The 16,025-nt window shown below is 71.4% G+C and carries 14 protein-coding genes; 8 read left to right on the top strand and 6 right to left on the bottom strand.

What is annotated here, in order from left to right; all coding sequences use genetic code 11:
- On the top strand, window positions 1–194 hold a 194-nt coding region (locus A4R44_RS51595), incomplete at its 5' end, for a hypothetical protein (RefSeq protein ID WP_232792053.1).
- 40 nt (window positions 195–234) lie between these two features.
- Here A4R44_RS51595 and A4R44_RS43210 read toward each other — a convergent pair.
- Window positions 235–1,107, bottom strand: a complete 873-nt coding sequence (locus A4R44_RS43210) for a MurR/RpiR family transcriptional regulator (RefSeq protein ID WP_093576861.1) — start codon at window positions 1,105–1,107, stop codon at window positions 235–237.
- Window positions 1,108–1,202: 95 nt separating this feature from the next.
- Here A4R44_RS43210 and A4R44_RS43215 point away from each other — a divergent pair, with 95 nt between their 5' ends.
- The 5 genes from A4R44_RS43215 to A4R44_RS43235 are packed head-to-tail and all read left to right on the top strand — an operon-like array spanning window position 1,203 to window position 5,814.
- Window positions 1,203–1,949: an amino acid ABC transporter ATP-binding protein gene (locus A4R44_RS43215; RefSeq protein WP_067594967.1), complete on the top strand. Its 747-nt coding sequence runs from the start codon at window positions 1,203–1,205 to the stop codon at window positions 1,947–1,949.
- A gap of 14 nt (window positions 1,950–1,963) precedes the next feature.
- On the top strand, window positions 1,964–2,884 hold the full coding sequence (locus tag A4R44_RS43220; protein ID WP_067594970.1) for a transporter substrate-binding domain-containing protein: 921 nt from the start codon (window positions 1,964–1,966) through the stop codon (window positions 2,882–2,884).
- 13 nt (window positions 2,885–2,897) lie between these two features.
- Window positions 2,898–3,536 carry an amino acid ABC transporter permease gene (locus A4R44_RS43225; protein WP_157905158.1) on the top strand — a complete coding sequence of 213 codons (639 nt, stop codon included), beginning with the start codon at window positions 2,898–2,900 and terminating at the stop codon, window positions 3,534–3,536.
- The gene (locus tag A4R44_RS43230; RefSeq protein ID WP_067594976.1) at window positions 3,533–4,345 is read left to right on the top strand and encodes an amino acid ABC transporter permease; all 813 of its coding nucleotides are present in this window, start codon (window positions 3,533–3,535) and stop codon (window positions 4,343–4,345) included. Before A4R44_RS43225 ends, A4R44_RS43230 begins: the two co-directional genes overlap by 4 nt.
- On the top strand, window positions 4,342–5,814 hold the full coding sequence (locus A4R44_RS43235) for a serine hydrolase (RefSeq protein ID WP_095213989.1): 1,473 nt from the start codon (window positions 4,342–4,344) through the stop codon (window positions 5,812–5,814). Before A4R44_RS43230 ends, A4R44_RS43235 begins: the two co-directional genes overlap by 4 nt.
- Window positions 5,815–5,844: 30 nt before the next feature.
- Here A4R44_RS43235 and A4R44_RS43240 read toward each other — a convergent pair whose 3' ends face one another.
- From A4R44_RS43240 to A4R44_RS43250, 3 genes are read right to left on the bottom strand one after another with little or no spacing between them, the layout of a single operon-like run.
- Window positions 5,845–7,602 carry an ABC transporter ATP-binding protein gene (locus A4R44_RS43240; protein WP_067594978.1) on the bottom strand — a complete coding sequence of 586 codons (1,758 nt, stop codon included), beginning with the start codon at window positions 7,600–7,602 and terminating at the stop codon, window positions 5,845–5,847.
- Between the two features lie 40 nt (window positions 7,603–7,642).
- Window positions 7,643–10,222 (bottom strand): ABC transporter ATP-binding protein/permease, encoded by a 2,580-nt coding sequence (locus A4R44_RS43245; RefSeq protein ID WP_067594981.1) that lies wholly within the window; start codon window positions 10,220–10,222, stop codon window positions 7,643–7,645.
- Complete coding sequence (locus A4R44_RS43250) at window positions 10,222–10,920, bottom strand: TetR family transcriptional regulator (protein ID WP_067594984.1); 699 nt, start codon at window positions 10,918–10,920, stop codon at window positions 10,222–10,224. Before A4R44_RS43250 ends, A4R44_RS43245 begins: the two co-directional genes overlap by 1 nt.
- Window positions 10,921–11,047: 127 nt before the next feature.
- Between A4R44_RS43250 and A4R44_RS43255 the strand changes: the two genes are divergently transcribed.
- A complete protein-coding gene (locus A4R44_RS43255; RefSeq protein ID WP_067594987.1) occupies window positions 11,048–11,860 on the top strand; it encodes a class I SAM-dependent methyltransferase in 813 nt (270 codons plus the stop codon).
- A 31-nt stretch (window positions 11,861–11,891) separates the two neighbouring features.
- On the top strand, window positions 11,892–12,656 hold the full coding sequence (locus tag A4R44_RS43260; RefSeq protein WP_067594990.1) for a DUF6796 family protein: 765 nt from the start codon (window positions 11,892–11,894) through the stop codon (window positions 12,654–12,656).
- Between the two features lie 93 nt (window positions 12,657–12,749).
- Here A4R44_RS43260 and A4R44_RS43265 read toward each other — a convergent pair whose 3' ends face one another.
- On the bottom strand, window positions 12,750–14,921 hold the full coding sequence (locus tag A4R44_RS43265) for an HtaA domain-containing protein (RefSeq protein ID WP_067594993.1): 2,172 nt from the start codon (window positions 14,919–14,921) through the stop codon (window positions 12,750–12,752).
- A gap of 33 nt (window positions 14,922–14,954) precedes the next feature.
- Complete coding sequence (locus tag A4R44_RS43270) at window positions 14,955–16,022, bottom strand: hypothetical protein (RefSeq protein ID WP_067594996.1); 1,068 nt, start codon at window positions 16,020–16,022, stop codon at window positions 14,955–14,957.
- Between the last annotated feature and the right edge of the window lie 3 nt (window positions 16,023–16,025).

The raw sequence follows: 16,025 nt of genomic DNA on the forward strand, positions 1-16,025 counted from the left end.
CGGGCGGCGGGCGGCAGCGGGCGGGGCAGCGGGCAGCGGCGGCAGCGGCAGCGGGCGGCAGCAGCGGCAGCGGGCGGCAGCAACGGCGGCGGGCGGCAGCAACGGCGGCGGGCAGCAGCAGCGGGCGGCAACGGCGGCGGCAGCGGACAGCGGGCAGCAGCAGCGGCGGGCAACGACCGGAGGGGGTCTCGTGAGTGCTGGCGCCGCGAGAACCGGGACCACCACTCACGAGGGCTACTTGCGCTCGCCGAGGTCCGCCCGGAGCCGGGTGAGCAGGTCCGCGGTCGCCTTCGCGCGGTCCGGCTCCCGGCCCGCGATGGTGTGCGCGAGGATGTCGGTGACGATCGAGGCGGTCAGGGTTTCGCCGGTGAACTTCGTCGGGGAATCCGGTGCGGGCAACACGACGCGGACTCGCGATTCGAGGTCCGCGGACAGCTGGCTCGTCACGAGCACCACCGCCGCCCCGACCTCCTCCGCGTAACGCAGGATCAGCTCGACGTCGCGGTTCTGCCGGGCCGGGACGTACACCAGCACCGCGTCCTCGGCACGCAACGGGAGCAACGCGTCCGCGAGCCGGAAGCCGGTGTCGTCGCAGTGCCGCGTGACCAGACCCCGGCGGGCGAGCCGGAACGCGGCGTACTCAGCGCAGACCGACGAGAGCCCGAGCCCCCAGGTGAACACCATCCGGGCGTCGAGCAGCAGTTGCGCCGCCTCCTCGACCGCTTCCGGCGCGAGCTGGCGCTGCATTTCCTGCAGCCGCTCGGCGCTGTCGGCCATCACCCGGTCGATCTGGCGCGAACCGGTCGATCCGAGGTTCTCCATCGCCGCGCTCAGCCGGACGGTCGGCTCGGTGCGTGCGGTGAACGTCTGGCCGAGGTGCCGCTTCAGCTCCGGCAGCCCCGAGTAGCCGAGCGCTTTCGCGGTGCGGACCACGGTCGCGTCGCTGGTCCCGGCCGCCGCGCCGAGATCGCCCGCCGAGGAGAACAGCACCTCGTTCGGATTGGCCAGCATGAACCGGGCGACCTGGCGTTCCGCCGGCTTGAGGTCGTCGAGCCGGGCGCGGACGTGGTCGTCGAACTGGTCGCCGCCGAGATAAGTAGTGGACATGACACCCTTGACTAGACGTAGTGGCTACTACAAACTGCCGGAGGGTTCTCCGTTGTGTAGCGAACCCTACCCCGCCGGCTCGACGAGGAGCGCTCATGAGCACAGATCAGCCCCTGGTACGGCTGCGCGGCGTCGGCAAGTCGTTCGGATCGGCCCGGGTGCTGACCGGGATCGACCTCGACGTCCGGCGCGGCGAAGTCGTCGTGGTCATCGGACCGTCCGGCTCCGGGAAATCGACGCTGTGCCGCTGCGTCAACCGGCTGGAGACCGCGGACGAGGGCTCGATCGAGATCGAGGGCCGCCCGCTGCCCGCCGAGGGCGCGGACCTCGCCCGGCTGCGTGCCGACGTCGGCATGGTGTTCCAGTCCTTCAACCTCTTCGCGCACAAGACCGTGCGGGACAACGTGATGCTCGGCCCGGTCCGGGTGCGCGGGCTCAGCCGCGCCGACGCGCGGAAACGGGCCGAGGAACTGCTGGAGCGCGTCGGCGTCGGCGCGCACGGCGACAAGTACCCGGCGCAGCTGTCCGGCGGCCAGCAGCAGCGGGTCGCGATCGCCCGCGCGCTGGCGATGGAGCCGCGCGTGCTGCTGTTCGACGAACCGACCAGCGCGCTCGACCCCGAGATGATCCACGAGGTGCTCGACGTGATGACCGCGCTCGCCGCCGAAGGCATGACCATGATCGTGGTGACCCACGAGATGGGCTTCGCCCGCAAGGCCGCCGACCGCGTCGTGTTCATGGCTGAGGGCCGGATCGCCGAATCCGCCGCGCCGGAGGACTTCTTCGGCTCGCCGCAGACCGAACGCGCGCGCGATTTCCTCGCCCGCGTGCTCAGCCACTGAGCCTGGAGGCTCTCATGTCCGCTCTCCTCTCCCGCCGGACCGCGCTGCTCGCCGCCGGCACGGTCCCGCTTCTCGCGTCCTGCGGCGGCGGAACCACTCGAACGGCAGGCAATCCCGCGTACGCCACGCTTGACCAGGCCGACGCCGTCGCGCGCGGACCGGTCGGCGCCGACCTGCCGGAAACGCCCACGCTGCGCCGGATCCGCGACCAAGGTGTCCTGCGGCAATCCGGTTCGGTGACCACGCCGGGGTTCGGCATGATGAACCCGGCGACCGGCAAGATCACCGGATTCGACATCGGGATCGCCCAGCTGCTGGCCAAGTACCTGCTCGGCACGCCCGAGGTGGACACCATCACCGGCGGCGCCGACACGCGCGAGGCGATCCTGCAGAACCAATCCGTCGATGTCGCCGTCTGTACCTACACGATCAGCAAAAGCCGGGCGCGGCTCGTCTCCTTCGCCGGGCCGTACTACATCGCGCGCTCCGGCATCGTCACCGCGGCAGACGGTCCGCAGGTCACCGCCGTGCGCGACCTGTCTGGCAAAGACGTCGCGGTACAGCCGGGCGCGGCGCAGGAAGCGCTGCAGAAGGCGTGCCCGCAGGCGCGTGCGGTGGTGTTCGAGGAATCGAGCCAGTGCGCCGCCGCCGTCCGGCAGGGCCGGGTCCAAGCGTGGTCGGCGAACACCGCGATCCTGCTCGGCAAAGCGGCAGTCGACGCGCGACTGCGGATGACGCCCGCGACGTACGGCAGCAGCCCGTTCGGGATCGGCCTGCCGAAGGACGATCCGGCGTTCAAGCAGATCGTCGTCGGTTTCCTGCACCGCATCGCCGCCGACGGAAGCTGGCGGCGGCTGTGGGAGCAGACCGTCGGCCCGCTCGTGTCCGGTCCCGCTCCCGAGCCGCCCGAGCCCGGCTCTGTCCCCGGCTCCTGAAGGGAGACCACCCGTGCTTTCCGGTCACGCCGGGGAAATCCTCGGCGGTTTCACCACCACTTTGCTGCTCACCGCGTGCGCCTTCCCGCTCGCGCTCGTTCTCGGCTGCGTCGTCGCGATCTGCCGGATCAGCCCGGTCCGGCCGCTGCGGGTCGCCGGCCGGTTGTATGTCGATCTCGTCCGCAACTCGCCGTTGCTGCTGATCGCCGTGCTGATCATCTTCGGGCTGCCCGACGCAGGCGTGTTGATTCCGTTGTTCTGGTGTCTGGTGCTCGCGCTGGGCGTCTACTTCGCCGCGTATGTCTGCGAAACCATCCGCTCGGGCGTCCGTGCGGTGGATCGCGGCCAGGTCGAGGCGGCCAGGGCGATCGGGCTGCCGTTCCGCCGGGTCGTGCTGGATGTCCTGCTGCCGCAGGCATTCCGCGCGATGGTACAGCCGCTGGGCACGATCCTGATCAACGTCGCACTCGGGTCGGCGCTCGGCGCGGCGGTCGGAGTGGACGAACTGACCCTGGAAACCCGCTCGTTCAACCTCGAGACCGCCGAGCCGATCCTGGCCTTCGCCGTCGCGGCCTGCGGCTATCTCGTGATCAACCTGGCGGTCAGCGGGGTCGTGCGGCTCATCGAGCGAAAGGTCCGGGTGCTCCGGTGAACGACGACATCCTCTTCGACGCGCTCGGCCCGAAAGCCAAGGCCCGGCTGCGCACGGTTTCGATCCTCTGCGGCATCGTGCTGCTCGGGCTGCTGGCCCTCGTGCTGGTCAAGCTCGGCGCCTCCGGCCAGCTCGACCCGGCCCGCTGGGCGATCCTCGCCGACGGCGCGATGCTCCGATTCCTCTTGCAGGGCCTGGCGATGACGCTGCTGGTCGGCGTCGTGTCCACGGTGCTGTCGGTCGCGATCGGGGTGCTGCTCGCGCTGGGCCGGTTGAGCCGGAAGCGGTGGCTGAGCTGGCCGTCGGCCGCGGTGATCGAGTTCTTCCGCGCGATGCCGCTGCTGCTGATCCTGTTCTTCTTCATGTTCGGGCTGCCGCTCCTCGGCGTCCGGGTGCCGATCTTCTGGCAGCTGGTGCTGGCGATCGTCGCGCACGCCGGGGCGATCTTCGCCGAGATCGTGCGGGCCGGGATCCTCGCGGTGGGCCGGGGGCAGAGCGAAGCCGGGCATGCGATCGGCCTGCGGCACTGGGAGGTCATGACGTTCGTCGTGCTCCCGCAGGCGGCCCGCGCGCTCGCGCCCGCCCTGATCAGCCAGACCGTGCGGGTCATCAAGGAATCCAGCCTCGGCTACGTCGTCGGCATCGCCGAACTGCTGAACAACGGCAAGGTGCTCGGCGAGTTCAGCGGCGATTTCATCCAGGCCTACGTCGGGGCCGGGCTGCTCTACATCGTCGTCAACATCACCCTCTCGCGGGTCGCCGAACGACTCGCCAACCGCAAGAAAACACTCGTCCGGGAGCCTTCGTGACCTCTGCTTTCCCCTCCGCCGCCCCGTCCGACGCGGGCCTCGACGCCCACCGCGTGCGCGGCTTCCTGCAGCGGCTGACCGCCGACGGCATCTCGCTCGACAGCCTGCTCGTCTACCGGTCGGGCAAGCTGGCGTTCGAGCACTACTGGTGGCCCTACCGCGCGGACCGTCCGCATACGACACATTCGGCGACGAAGTCCTTTGTCGGCACGGCGATCGGCTTCGCGCTCGACGAAGGCTTGGTGCGACTGGACGATCGCCTGGTTTCGTTCTTCCCGGAACTCGTGCCGCCCGACGCGTCGGAGCACCTGCGCGCGATCACCGTCGAAGACCTGCTGACCATGCGGACCGGCCACCGCGTGGGCCTGTCCGGCAAAACCTGGCGGCTGCTGAAGACCAGCTGGGTGCGGGAATACCTGCGCACTCCCGTGGATCTGCCGCCGGGCAAGGCGTTCACCTACTCCAGCGCGACGTCGCACCTGCTGTCCGCCATCGTGCAACGGACGTCCGGCCAGTCTGTTTACGACTACTTGCGGCCACGGTTGTTCGAGCCGCTCGGTTTCGCCGGGCACACCTGGGACACCGACCCGGAAGGCATCTGCTCCGGCGGGAACGGCCTGAGCCTGCGCAGCATCGACTTCTTGAAGTGGGGCGTGCTGCACCTGCACGACGGAATCTGGCAGGGCGATCGAATCCTGCCCGAGGGGTGGGTGCGCGAAGCCACTGCCTGGCACGTCCAGAACGCCGACGCCGGAAGCTGGAACGGCACCGAGTTCGTCCCGTCCTCCGCCGACTCCGGCGAGCGGCCGGAAGGCTACGGCTACCAGTTGTGGCTCGACGCCGACGGCGGCTATCGGGCGTCCGGGATGTTCGGCCAGGACGTCTTCGTACTCCCCCGGCACGACGCGGTGGTCGTCACCACCGGCAGCATCACGCACGGCAAGCACCGGCTGCTGTCCGGGCTGGTGCACGACTTGCTGGTGCCCGCGTTCGACGGCGCACCGTCCACTGTGGCCGATGCCGCACTGGCCGCCGACCTGACTTACACCGCTCCGGAGCTTTCGCCGACCTCCGTTGCGCTGGACGGCCAGCGATACGAATGCGAGTCCAATGAGGACGGGCTCTCGGCGATCTCGTTCACTGTGGACGACGAGGCGTTAGTCGTGACCCTGGACGACGCTCGCGGCCGCCACTCGGTCCGTTGTGGACTGTCCACTTGGGTCGAGTCGGACACTGGGGTCACCACCTGGCAGCTGCACCACTCGTACCAGGCCGAATCGACGCGGGTCCTCGCCGCCGCGCAGTGGCGTTCTCCCGGTGAACTGGTGCTGGAGTGGTACTTCGTGGAATCGCCGTTCCACGACACGGTCACCATCGAGTTCGGCGACGACCGCTTGCGGTGGCATCGCCGGACGAATGTGAACAGCGGACCGACCGAGCGTCCGGCGATCACGGCCCGGCTCGGGTAAGCCGCGCCAGAGCGTCACCCGCACCGGCGGCTACTCCGGCGGTGCGGAAGGCGCGGCGGCGAGACGCCAGCGCGTGCGGTCGAGCTGCTGCTGCCAGAACTGGGCGAACCGGCCCTGCCTGGCGAGAAGTTCGTCCACCGAGCCGTCTTCCACGATACGTCCGTCCTCAAGGAACACGACCCGGTCGGCGTAGCGCATCGCCGCGACCCGGTGCGTCACGATGACTCGCGTCCGCGGAACCGGATCGGCGCTGAGCGCGCGGACGACCGCGGCCTCGTTCTCGGTGTCGAGCGCGCTGGTCGCTTCGTCCACCAGCAGCAGCGGCGCCGGTTTGAGCAGGGCGCGGGCGATGGAGACCCGTTGCCGTTCGCCCCCGGAAAGCGCGGTGCCCGCTTCGCCGACCGGAGTGCGGTCGCGCTCGGGCAGCCGGGCCAGCAGTTCGTCCACTCGGGACAGTCCGATGGCCTCGGCGAGCCGCTCTTCGTCCGCGTCCGGGTCGCCTGCCAGGATGTTCTCCCGCACTGTGCCGTCGAACAGATACGGCTGCTGGAACACGAAACTGACCAGCGCGCGGCGGTCCTCCGCGGACAGTTCGGCGAGGTCGGCGCCGTCGGCCAGCACCTGCCCGGCGGTCGGCTCCCGCAGCCCGGCGAGCAGGGCGAGCACGGTGCTCTTGCCCGAACCGGACGGGCCGACGATCGCGGTCGTCGTGCCCGGTTCGAGGACCAGGTCGAACCCGTCGAGCACAGGTTCGGCCTCCGGCGAATAGCGGAAGCCCGCCGACGCCAGCCGCACCCGGGCCCCGCCGCTCGATTCCGGTTTCGCCGCCGCTCCGGACCGGGCGAGCGGCGCGGTGAGCACGGTCCTGATCCGACCCAGAGTCAGCGCAGCGTTCTCCAGCCCCGGAGCGAGGTCGGCGAGCGCGGCGAACGGTTCGAGGTAGCGCGCGACGACGACGATCAGCGCGATCGTCTCGGGCGCGCTCAGGTCTCCGCGCGCGGCGAGCAGGACAGTCACCCCGGCGAGCAGGATCAGCGCGCATTGCGTGGCCACGCTGAACAAGATCTGCCCGGGGACCTGCATCCGCAGCACCCGCAGCGTCGCGCTGTGCTGCGCGGCGAGCGCCGCGCCCGCGTGACTGCGGGCTGGTTCCGCCCGGCGGGCCGCGCGCAACGCCTGCTGGGTGCGCGCGAACTCGACGATCCGCTCCCCGAAGGCGGTATTGGCTTCCTCGGCGGCGCGGTCGGCCCGGCGCGCGATGCGGCCGCTCGCCCACCAGGCCCCGAGCAGCACCGGAACGCCCGCCAGCGCGGCCGCGCCGAGCGGCCAGGCGATCGGCAGCAGCGCCAGCCCGAGCGCGATCGGCAGCAGGACCGCGCCGGCCAGCGGCGTCACCAGGTAACCGATCAGCCCGACCAGATCCGGGCCGGTGGCGGCGATCGCCTGCCGCGCGGTCGCGGTGGTGTCCGGGCCGAACCAGGCCAGCCGGACCCGGGCGAGCCGGTCGGCGACCTGGTGCTGGGCGTCGTCCAGGACGGCGAACCCGAGGTCGAACCCGAGCCGGTGGACCGCCGCGTCGACCGCCCACCCCGCCGCGGTGGCGACGGCGAGCGCCGCCAGCCACGGCACCGAGTCCGCCGGATCGGAGCCGAACAGGGCGGCGACGAACGGGACGAGCAACACCGAACCCGCGGCGCGCAGCAGAACCGAGACGACGGTCAGGACGGCGTACCGGCGCAGGACGGGGCGGGAGCCGGCGGGGATCAGGCGGAGCAGGGTGCGGATCATCGAGCGGCCTCCGGTGCGAGTCCTGCGTGCGGCGGGCGAGTCATCGAGCTGCCTCGGCCACGACCGCGGCGCCGCCCGCGCGCCACAGCCGCGCGTAACGACCATCGGCGGCCAGAAGCTCCTCGTGCGTCCCGGATTCCGCGATCCGGCCGTGGTCGAGCACCACGATGCGGTCGGCGCCCGAAACGGTGTACAGCCGGTGCGCGATGACCAGCACGGTCCGCCCGGCGGTGAGCCGATCGAGCGCCCGCTGGACGAGATACTCCGACTCCGGGTCGGCGAACGCGGTCGCTTCGTCCAGCACCAGGACCGGCGGATCGGCCAGCAGCGCGCGGGCGATCGCGAGCCGCTGGCTTTCGCCGCCGGACAACGGGGCGCCGGGGCCGAGCACGGTGCGGTATCCCTCCGGCAACCGGGTGATCCGGTCGTGGATCTGCGCGGCCCGGGCCGCCGCCTCGATCTGTTCGCCGGTCGCGTCCGGTACCGCGAGCGCGATGTTGTCGCGGACCGAAGCGTGCACGAGCTGGGTTTCTTGCAGTACGAAGCCGATCCGCCGGTACAGCTCGTCCGAGGGGAGGCTGCGCAGGTCCCGGCCGTCGACCCGGATCGCGCCCGCGGTCACGTCGTGGAAGCGCGCGACGAGCGCGGCGAACGTCGACTTGCCCGAACCGGACGGGCCGACCAGCGCGGTCACCGTGCCGGGCGTCAGCCGCAGGGACACGTCCCGCAGCACCGGAACCCCTGCGCGGTAAGCGAAATCCACGTGGTCCAGCTCTACCGTACCCGGTGCGGTAGCGGCGGCCGCGGGCAGCTCGCGCACGTCCAGCTCCGGTTCGTCGAGCACGACCTGGATCCGGCGCGCGGCGAGCACCCCGTCGCGGACGCCGGAGAGTCCGTAGCCGATGCCCAGCAGCCGCGCGCCGAACGTGGTGCCCAGCACCAGGAACGGCACGAGCGCCGAGGGATCGGTCCCGCCCAGCACCAGCGCGGTGCCGACCGCCGCGATCAGCAGCAGGAAGGTGGCCGGCCGGGTGGCGAAGTCCAGCAGTGTCTTCTTGCCGACGAACGGCCGCTGCCAGGCGCCGAGGAAGGAAACGTACTCGTCCAGCCTGCGGCGGAACGCCGAGGCCGCCGCCCCGCCGAACACCCGGACCACCGGCTGGCCCTCCAGATAGCCCGCCGCTTCCCCGGCCATCCGTTCGGCCCATCGCTGGGCCTGCCCGGTCTTGCTGCCCGACTGCACCAGCATCACCGCGGTCGTCACGACGTAGACGAGGATCGGGCCGAGCAGCACCAGCGCGAGCCGCCAGTCCACCGAGAACAGGTAGCCGAGCACAGCCAGCGGTGCCACGGCCGCGGCCACCGCGTCCGGGACCGCGTGCGTCACCAGTTGGTGCAGCGCCAGGGTGTCGCCCTGTACCAGTTTGCCGACCGCCCCGGAGCCGCGCGCGGAGAACCAGCCGAGCGGCAGCCGCGCGAGCTTGCCGAGCAGCCGCTGCCGCAGTTCCCGCGCGAACCGGGCGTCGACCGCGTGCAGCCAGCCCATCACCGCCGATTCCAGCAGCGCGCCGGCTGCCAGCAAGACGACCGCCAGGATTCCGACCGTCCACAGCCGTTCCGGCGCGGCGTGCGCGAGCACCAGCCGCGCCAGCTCCGCCAGCAGCACAAACGGCGCGAGCCGCAGCAGCGTGACCACGGCCTGCACGATCCCGGCGAAGATCAGGGTGCGGCGCAGCGGGGCCAGCAACCGCCCGGCCGCCTGCGCCTGCCATCGTCCGCGCATCGGAGTCCGTTGCGGACTTTCCGTCGGCTGGTCTTCCCCGGAGGCCGGTTCTGCTTGCGGCACCGCGGTTTCCGGCTGGTCTCCGTCCTTTCCGGACCGGAAGGTGCCCATCGCGCGGCCGTAGTACCAGTACGCCCGGCCGTGCACCTCCGCCTTCGGGAACCCGAACGCCTCCCGCAACCTGGTGCGCGCGTGCTTCAGCGTGCCCGATTCGGTGGCGAGCCAGGCGTGCCAGTCCGACCAGTCGCGTGCTTCGATCGCGTCCGCGAGCGTCGTGGCGTCCCGGCGCGGCACCCAGTGCACGCGCAGCATCGGGTGCTCGCCCAGCGGGATCAGCAGGTCGTCGCCGGTGTGCTGTTCGAGGTACAGCTCCACCGGCAGATCGGCCGGGAGCACCGCGAGAATGCTGTTGACCGCGGGGATCGACGCGGCGTCGCCGAGCAGCAGGTATCCGGCGGGCCGGTCCGCGGGCACCTCGAACCGCGTCGAACCGAGCGACACCACCGGGACCGTCGTGCCCGGACGGGCCCGGCGCGCCCACTGCGACGCCGGTCCGGCCGGTTCGTGCAGCACCACGTCGACCGCGAAGGTCCCGGCCGCCGGATCCGCCTCGGACAGCGTGTAGGCGCGCTGGTGCTCGGCCGGTCCGCCGCCGGGGTCCGGGAACCAGAACCGCAGCCACGCGGTCGGCTCGGCGGTCACGTCCTCGAACAACGTCGGCGAGGAGAACCGGATCCGCACGAAATGCGGCGCGAGTTCCTCGGTGCCGAGCACGGTCGCCTCGTGGTCGCGCGCGCCGAACCCGCGCAGCACCGCGCCTTGGAAACCTCTGGCCATCAGTTCTCCCCGATCCCGGCCAGTTCGGCCACCATCTCCGCCACCGGACGGCCCGGCGGGCACGCCGCCACCAGACCGCGGATCGACGCGGTGAGCAGCAGCCGCACGTACTCCGGCCGCGACGGCCGGGGCAGCATCGCGTGCGCGGGCCCCAGCCGGTCGTCCCGCGACAGCCGCTGCCACACCGCAGCGCGTTCCCGCTCCAGTCCGTCGCCGTCCGCGGTCTCGGCCGCGATGCTGTTTTCCTCCGAGGCCGCCATCGCGATCGTCAGCGAAGCGACCGCGCTGCTGAGCACGATCGCCGCGTCCGCCGCGTAACCGCGCCGCCCCAGCGCCTCGACCTCCGCGGCGAGCAGGCGCTGCCCGCCGTCCCCTCGCGGGAACAGCACCTGGAGGTAGCCGGCGAGGCCCGGATGGTCGAGCACGAACTCGCGCAGCCGCATCGCGAACGACACCAGGTGCGCCTCCGTGCCGTGCGCCGGATCGTCGGGCAGCCGCAGCTGCGCCAGGATGTCCTCGCCGACCAGCCGCTCCAGCCCCCACCGGCCGTCGACGTGCCGGTACAGCGCGGTCGCGGTGACCCCCAGCCGCACCGCGACCGCCTTCACGCTCAGCCGGCGCATCCCGAGTTCGCGGCCCGCCGCCAGGATGTCCGGCACCGCGATCCGGGCGGGCCGTCCGCCTGCCGATGCCGCCATTCGCTCTCCTTGGCCCCGGGTTAGTTACCGGGTAAAACTAAGGGTTGGCTAACCTTGCGTCAAGACCGTTGACGCGGCCGTGCCGCAGAAGTTAGGTTGCCCTAACTATCGGAACGAGGGGGCGGCGATGGGAAAACCGGTGGAACTGGGCGCGGTGCAGGAGACTCTCCTGATTCCGTTGTACGGACGTGCTTTGGACGCGAAAAAGCGTCATCCGGTGCTGGGCGACGCGAAGGCGGCCGAACTGGTCGAGCGCATCGACTACGACTTCGCGAAGTTCCGGGGCCCCGCGCTGTCCGGATCGGTGCTGCGGAGCGCGATCTTCGACGGCTGGGTGCGGCGGTTCCTGTCCGCGCATCCGGCCGGGACGGTCGTCGAACTGGGCACCGGGCTCAACACCCGCGCGCAGCGGCTCGGCACCGACCGGATGCACTGGTTCGACCTGGACCTGCCGGACACCGTCGCGTTGCGCCGGGAGTTCTTCGCCGACTCCGGCCGGGTCACGACGATCTCCGCTTCGGTGCTCGACCCGGAGTGGCTCGACCAGGTCGCCGGGACAGCGGGCCCGTACTTCTTCGTGAGCGAGGCGGTGCTGCTGTACCTCGCCGAAGACCAGGTGCGCGAGGTGGTCCGCCGGCTCGCCGACCGGTTCCCCGGCAGCGGATTCGCCTTCGACACCGGCGGCCGCGCGATGATGCGCAACCAGGACCGCAACCCCGTTTTCAAGACGCTCACCGCCCGGATGCAGTGGGAATGCGACGATCCGCGCCGGCTGGAGGAATGGGGCCTCCGGCTGGAGGAGAGCCGCACTTTCGCGACGCCGCAACCGGAACTGGCGCGCACCTGGCCCGCGCGCTACCGGTACGGCCTGCCGCTGCTCGCGCGGCTCCTGCCGCCGCTGATCAACACCTACAAGATCAATCTTTTCACCCTGGGCTGAATTCCCGCCCCCGAAACGGAAGAAGGCCGCGATGGCATCCCTTCGTCCCCGGAAACGGGCGCCCCGGCACACCCGGCTCGTCCGCTGGGCCGGACTGGCCGGCGTCGCCGGATCCGCGCTGTACGCACTCGGCGACGTGCTCCTGCTCGGCTCGAAAGTCGAACCCGACCGGCATCCGATCCTCGCCGAACCGGAGGTGGACACCAAGGTCGGCGCGATGCTGCCGGCTTCCACGACCCGGCTCACCGCCGGCGCGCTCAGCGGTGTGTTCGGCTCGCCGCTGTACCTCGCCGCCGCGTGGCATCTCTACCAGGGTCTCGCACCGGCCGGCCGCGCCCGGGCGTTCGCACCGGCGGCGGTGCTGGCCGCGGCCTGGACGACCCCGGCGTTCATCCACGGCACCTTCTTTCATTGGGCCGAGGCGTACAAGGCGGCCGAGGACCTGGCCCCGGTGAGCGAACCGGCCAAGCGGCGGATGCTGGATCAGGCCGCCGCGTTCGGCCGCGCCATCGGGATCGTCTACTGGCCCTTCGGAATCGCGACCGTGGCCGCGTCCGCCCTCGCCACCGCCGCGGTGGCCACCGGCCGCACTGCCTATCCGCGCTGGTCCGCGCCGTTCATCGCACCGGCCCTGCCGATCGCGGTCGCGAGCGCGGTCACCGGCACGCATGTGCCGCCGGGGCGAGCGAAACACCTGCTGCAGGGGGCCGGGATCAGCCTCGGGCACCTGGCCAGCTACGGGCTGAGCACCGTGCTGCTGTGGTCCGGGAAACGACTGGTCGCTCCCCGCGACTAACCCACCTCCGTCCCAAGGTCCGTGAGGGCCGCCCTGAGGGAATCTGATTCCCTCAGGGCGGCCCTCACGCGCTTTCCCCGCGGGGCTGGCCGCTTAGCTCTTCGCCTTGCGCCGGATCTGCGCGACGAACACCAGCGCGGCGCCGCCGAGCAGCAGCGACAAGCCCAGATACAGCGGCGGCCAGGCGTCCGCGCCGGTGGAAGCCAGCGCTCCCGTGTCGCTTTCGGGGCGGAATTTCAGCGGCGGCACCAAGTCCTGGCCGGAACCGCCGCCGGTGCCGCCCGTGCCGGAAGCGTCGCCGCCGAGAGGGGGCGGAGCGGCGCACGAAGCCGCGATGCCGACCGTCGCCGGGTCCAGTTCGGCACCGGTCTGGTAGAACCCGGCGAACGCGTCCGAACTGGCCAGTTTCGCGCCGATTCCGCTGACGAGCAGGGTTCCCTCCCCCGGCTGCCGCTGCGCGCCCGACAGGGTCAGCTTCGCCAGCGTCGCCTGCGGCAGGTCCACCGACGAGGCGGGCGCGCCGGGCTGCGCGACGAGCCGGACGTCCGCCTTGAGCACGCCGGTCTCCCCGGACACGGTGACCGCCGGGTTGGCGAGGATCATCGTGAAGAAGTGCGCCGGGTAGGCGAAAGTGACTTTGCCTTGGTACTGCACGGAAAAGTCGGACGGTGACGCGTAGCGGCCGGTCTTCGCCGGGAACCGGTAGGCGCCGGTGGGGATTCCGTCCGGGTCCGGCACGCCGTCGGCGACCGCCCGGTCGGTGCCGGTGATCTCCGCGCCGTCTCCGGCGGTGATGCTGTTGCCCTTCGCCGGGCCACCGGTGAGACTGGTGCCGACGTATTCCCGGAAGCTCTTTTTGAAGCCCCACAGCAGATCGCCCTTGGTCGCGTTCTGCGGGGTCAGCGTGCAGCCCTCGGCGGGCGGCGGAACGTTCCGCGCGGTCACCGTGATCTTCGCGGCCGCCGAGGCTTTCGACACCGATCCGGCCGCGGCGACCGAGTACTCGCCGGGCGCCAGTTCCGCGGGCACCGCCACGGCGGCGGTGAAGCCGCCGGAGGCATCGGCCTTCGCGCTGCCGGCCGGTTGCCCGCGCAGGCTGAGGGCCACGTCTTCGCCCGCGGTGAAACCGGTGCCGGTCACCTGCACGGACCCGCCCTGCGCGACCGACGCCGGAGCGACCGTGATGGCCGGGACCGCCGGACCGGCTTTTCCGGGGAAGACGATGTCGCCGGTGTCCAGTTCAGCGCCTGCGTTGTAGAAACCGTTGAACGAAGCGGCTCCCGCGTCGGTGAGCGTGGCTTTGGCGATTTTCGCGACCGCCGCGTCCGCAGTCTGCGCGGCGGGCCCGCTGACGTCGAGGTTCGCGATGACCGCCTTCGTCGGCGACTGCACCTTCTCCGGTTTGTCCTGGGTGCCGTAGAACTTGTAGTTCACCGTCATGCCGAGGGTCGCCTTGCCCGGTCCGGTGAAGGTGACCACCGGATCGGCGAGCCCGATGTCCCAGATGAAATGCGCGGGCATCGCGAAGTGCACCGCGCCGCGGTAACGAACCGTTCCGGTGCTCGTCGACGCGTCGTAGTCGGCGCTTTCGAGCGGCCACACGTACGGCTTCGGATCGGAGAACTTGTCACTCGGGTCGAGGATCGCGCCGCCTTGCGGCGTCGTGGTCCCGGCGAAGTTCTTGAGGTAGTTGCGCCAGGAAAGCTTGAAGCCCCAATAGAGACCTGGTTTTCCGTCTCCGGTGGGCGGCGGCGGGTCGACGGTGCCGCGGAACCGGATCGGCGTCGCGGTGTCGAAGGAGCTGTCGTCGCCGCGCCAAGCGAAGGTGTAGACCGAGAACGGCTCCGCGGCCGCGTCGTGGTTGCGGCCGTCGCTGCCGTCGTAGACAGCTTTCACTTTGGCTTTGTACGAAAAGGACCCGTCGTCGCCGAGCGGGACCTGGTTGCCGACGGCGCCCTTCTTGACCAGCCGGGCGAGCTGGTAACCGTTCGCCGTGCCCGGGTCCTTCAACGTGGACAGTGCCGGGCCGATGCGCAGGCCGTAACCGTTGCCGCCGTTGCCGTCCGGGCGGAAACCGGTGCCCTTGATGGTGATTTCCGTGCTCCCGTCGGGAGCCAGATCGGTCGACGGCGTGACGGTCACCGAAGGCCCGGCGTCGGCACCGGCGATTCCGGCACTGCCGGTCGCCAGGACCAGAGCCGCGCTCGCGGCGACGGTCAGGGTCCGCCGAAGCCACCGTCTCGCACCGGGTCTGTTCTTCTTCATCAACTGATTGCCTTTCCTGGGGAGAGAATGCGGTCAGCTGTTCGCGGCGGCACGGGAACGCGCCCGCCGCCACAGCAGGAATCCGGCCACGGCCAGCACCAGGACCGCGGCGACGGCGAACACGACAGTCGCCCAGACCGGCCAGCCGCTCGGCTCCGCCGCCGGTACGGCCTTCTGCGCCACCGCCGCGACCGGAGGCGCGGCGACGGAAAGCGGTGCCGACACTTCCGTCGCCGAAGTCGCTCCGGTGAACGCGATCCGGTGCTCGCCTGGCGGAAGCCCGTCCGGAAGCGAAGCGACATAAGCGAATACGCCGTTCGCGTCGGCTTTCGCGTCCGGCAGCGAGACGGGATCGGAGTGCAGGACCACGGAGATCCGCTCGTTCGGCGCGAACCCGCGACCGGTGACCGGCACCTTGTCGCCAGCGCGGGCCTCGTGCATCGCCGCGGTGACTGCCGGTGCGGGTTTGGCTGCGGAGGACGACGGCGGCGGCGGCGAAGAAGCAGGAGGCGGCGCGGCGGTTTTCGGCACCGCCGGTTTGCGCGCGCCCGGCACGGCGAACGTGACCGGGGTGAACGTCTCGTTCTCCGGATTGACCACGCCGTGCGCACCGACGGTGATCACCCCGCATTGCACCGTCGAACAGTCCACTGTGGTCGCTTTGCCGGTGCGGTCGGCGGCCGGGAACCGCGCGCCCGGCACGACCAGTTTGGCCGACCAGGTCCCGTCCGGCGCGATGGTGCCGCCGTTGGCCGCGTAGGCGGTGTCGCCGCCGGGGAAGGCCACGAACCGCTGATAGCCGTTGTTGTCCTTGGTTTCGCTGTCCTGGACGTACCGGTAGGTCGTCCCGGTGGCCCCGCCCTGGCTCGGCCGCCACCGGTCGCCGGACACGGTGCCGAACAGGACGTAAATCCCGCCGTGGCCCTTGGGAATCGACTGGAAACCGGTGCCGCGCAGGGTGAGCACGGTCGCGTAGTCGGGATCGGCGGCGGCGGGCGACAGCCGGACGCTCGCGCCCGCCGCCGAGGCCGGGACCGGAACCAGGCCGGCCGCCGCGCCGGCGGCGAGCACGGCGACGGCCGCGCGGAAACGGATGCTCATCGG

Origin of the sequence: Amycolatopsis sp. M39, assembly GCF_001651785.1 — a bacterium.
In the GTDB taxonomy this organism is placed as follows: domain Bacteria; phylum Actinomycetota; class Actinomycetes; order Mycobacteriales; family Pseudonocardiaceae; genus Amycolatopsis; species Amycolatopsis rubida.

Coding starts and splice junctions, on each gene's coding strand:
- A4R44_RS43210 (WP_093576861.1), bottom strand. CDS start 1,107: ATGTCCACTACTTATCTCGGCGGCGACCAGTTCGACGACCACGTCCGC.
- A4R44_RS43215 (WP_067594967.1), top strand. CDS start 1,203: ATGAGCACAGATCAGCCCCTGGTACGGCTGCGCGGCGTCGGCAAGTCG.
- A4R44_RS43220 (WP_067594970.1), top strand. CDS start 1,964: ATGTCCGCTCTCCTCTCCCGCCGGACCGCGCTGCTCGCCGCCGGCACG.
- A4R44_RS43240 (WP_067594978.1), bottom strand. CDS start 7,602: ATGATCCGCACCCTGCTCCGCCTGATCCCCGCCGGCTCCCGCCCCGTC.
- A4R44_RS43245 (WP_067594981.1), bottom strand. CDS start 10,222: ATGGCCAGAGGTTTCCAAGGCGCGGTGCTGCGCGGGTTCGGCGCGCGC.
- A4R44_RS43250 (WP_067594984.1), bottom strand. CDS start 10,920: ATGGCGGCATCGGCAGGCGGACGGCCCGCCCGGATCGCGGTGCCGGAC.
- A4R44_RS43255 (WP_067594987.1), top strand. CDS start 11,048: ATGGGAAAACCGGTGGAACTGGGCGCGGTGCAGGAGACTCTCCTGATT.
- A4R44_RS43260 (WP_067594990.1), top strand. CDS start 11,892: ATGGCATCCCTTCGTCCCCGGAAACGGGCGCCCCGGCACACCCGGCTC.
- A4R44_RS43265 (WP_067594993.1), bottom strand. CDS start 14,921: ATGAAGAAGAACAGACCCGGTGCGAGACGGTGGCTTCGGCGGACCCTG.
- A4R44_RS43270 (WP_067594996.1), bottom strand. CDS start 16,022: ATGAGCATCCGTTTCCGCGCGGCCGTCGCCGTGCTCGCCGCCGGCGCG.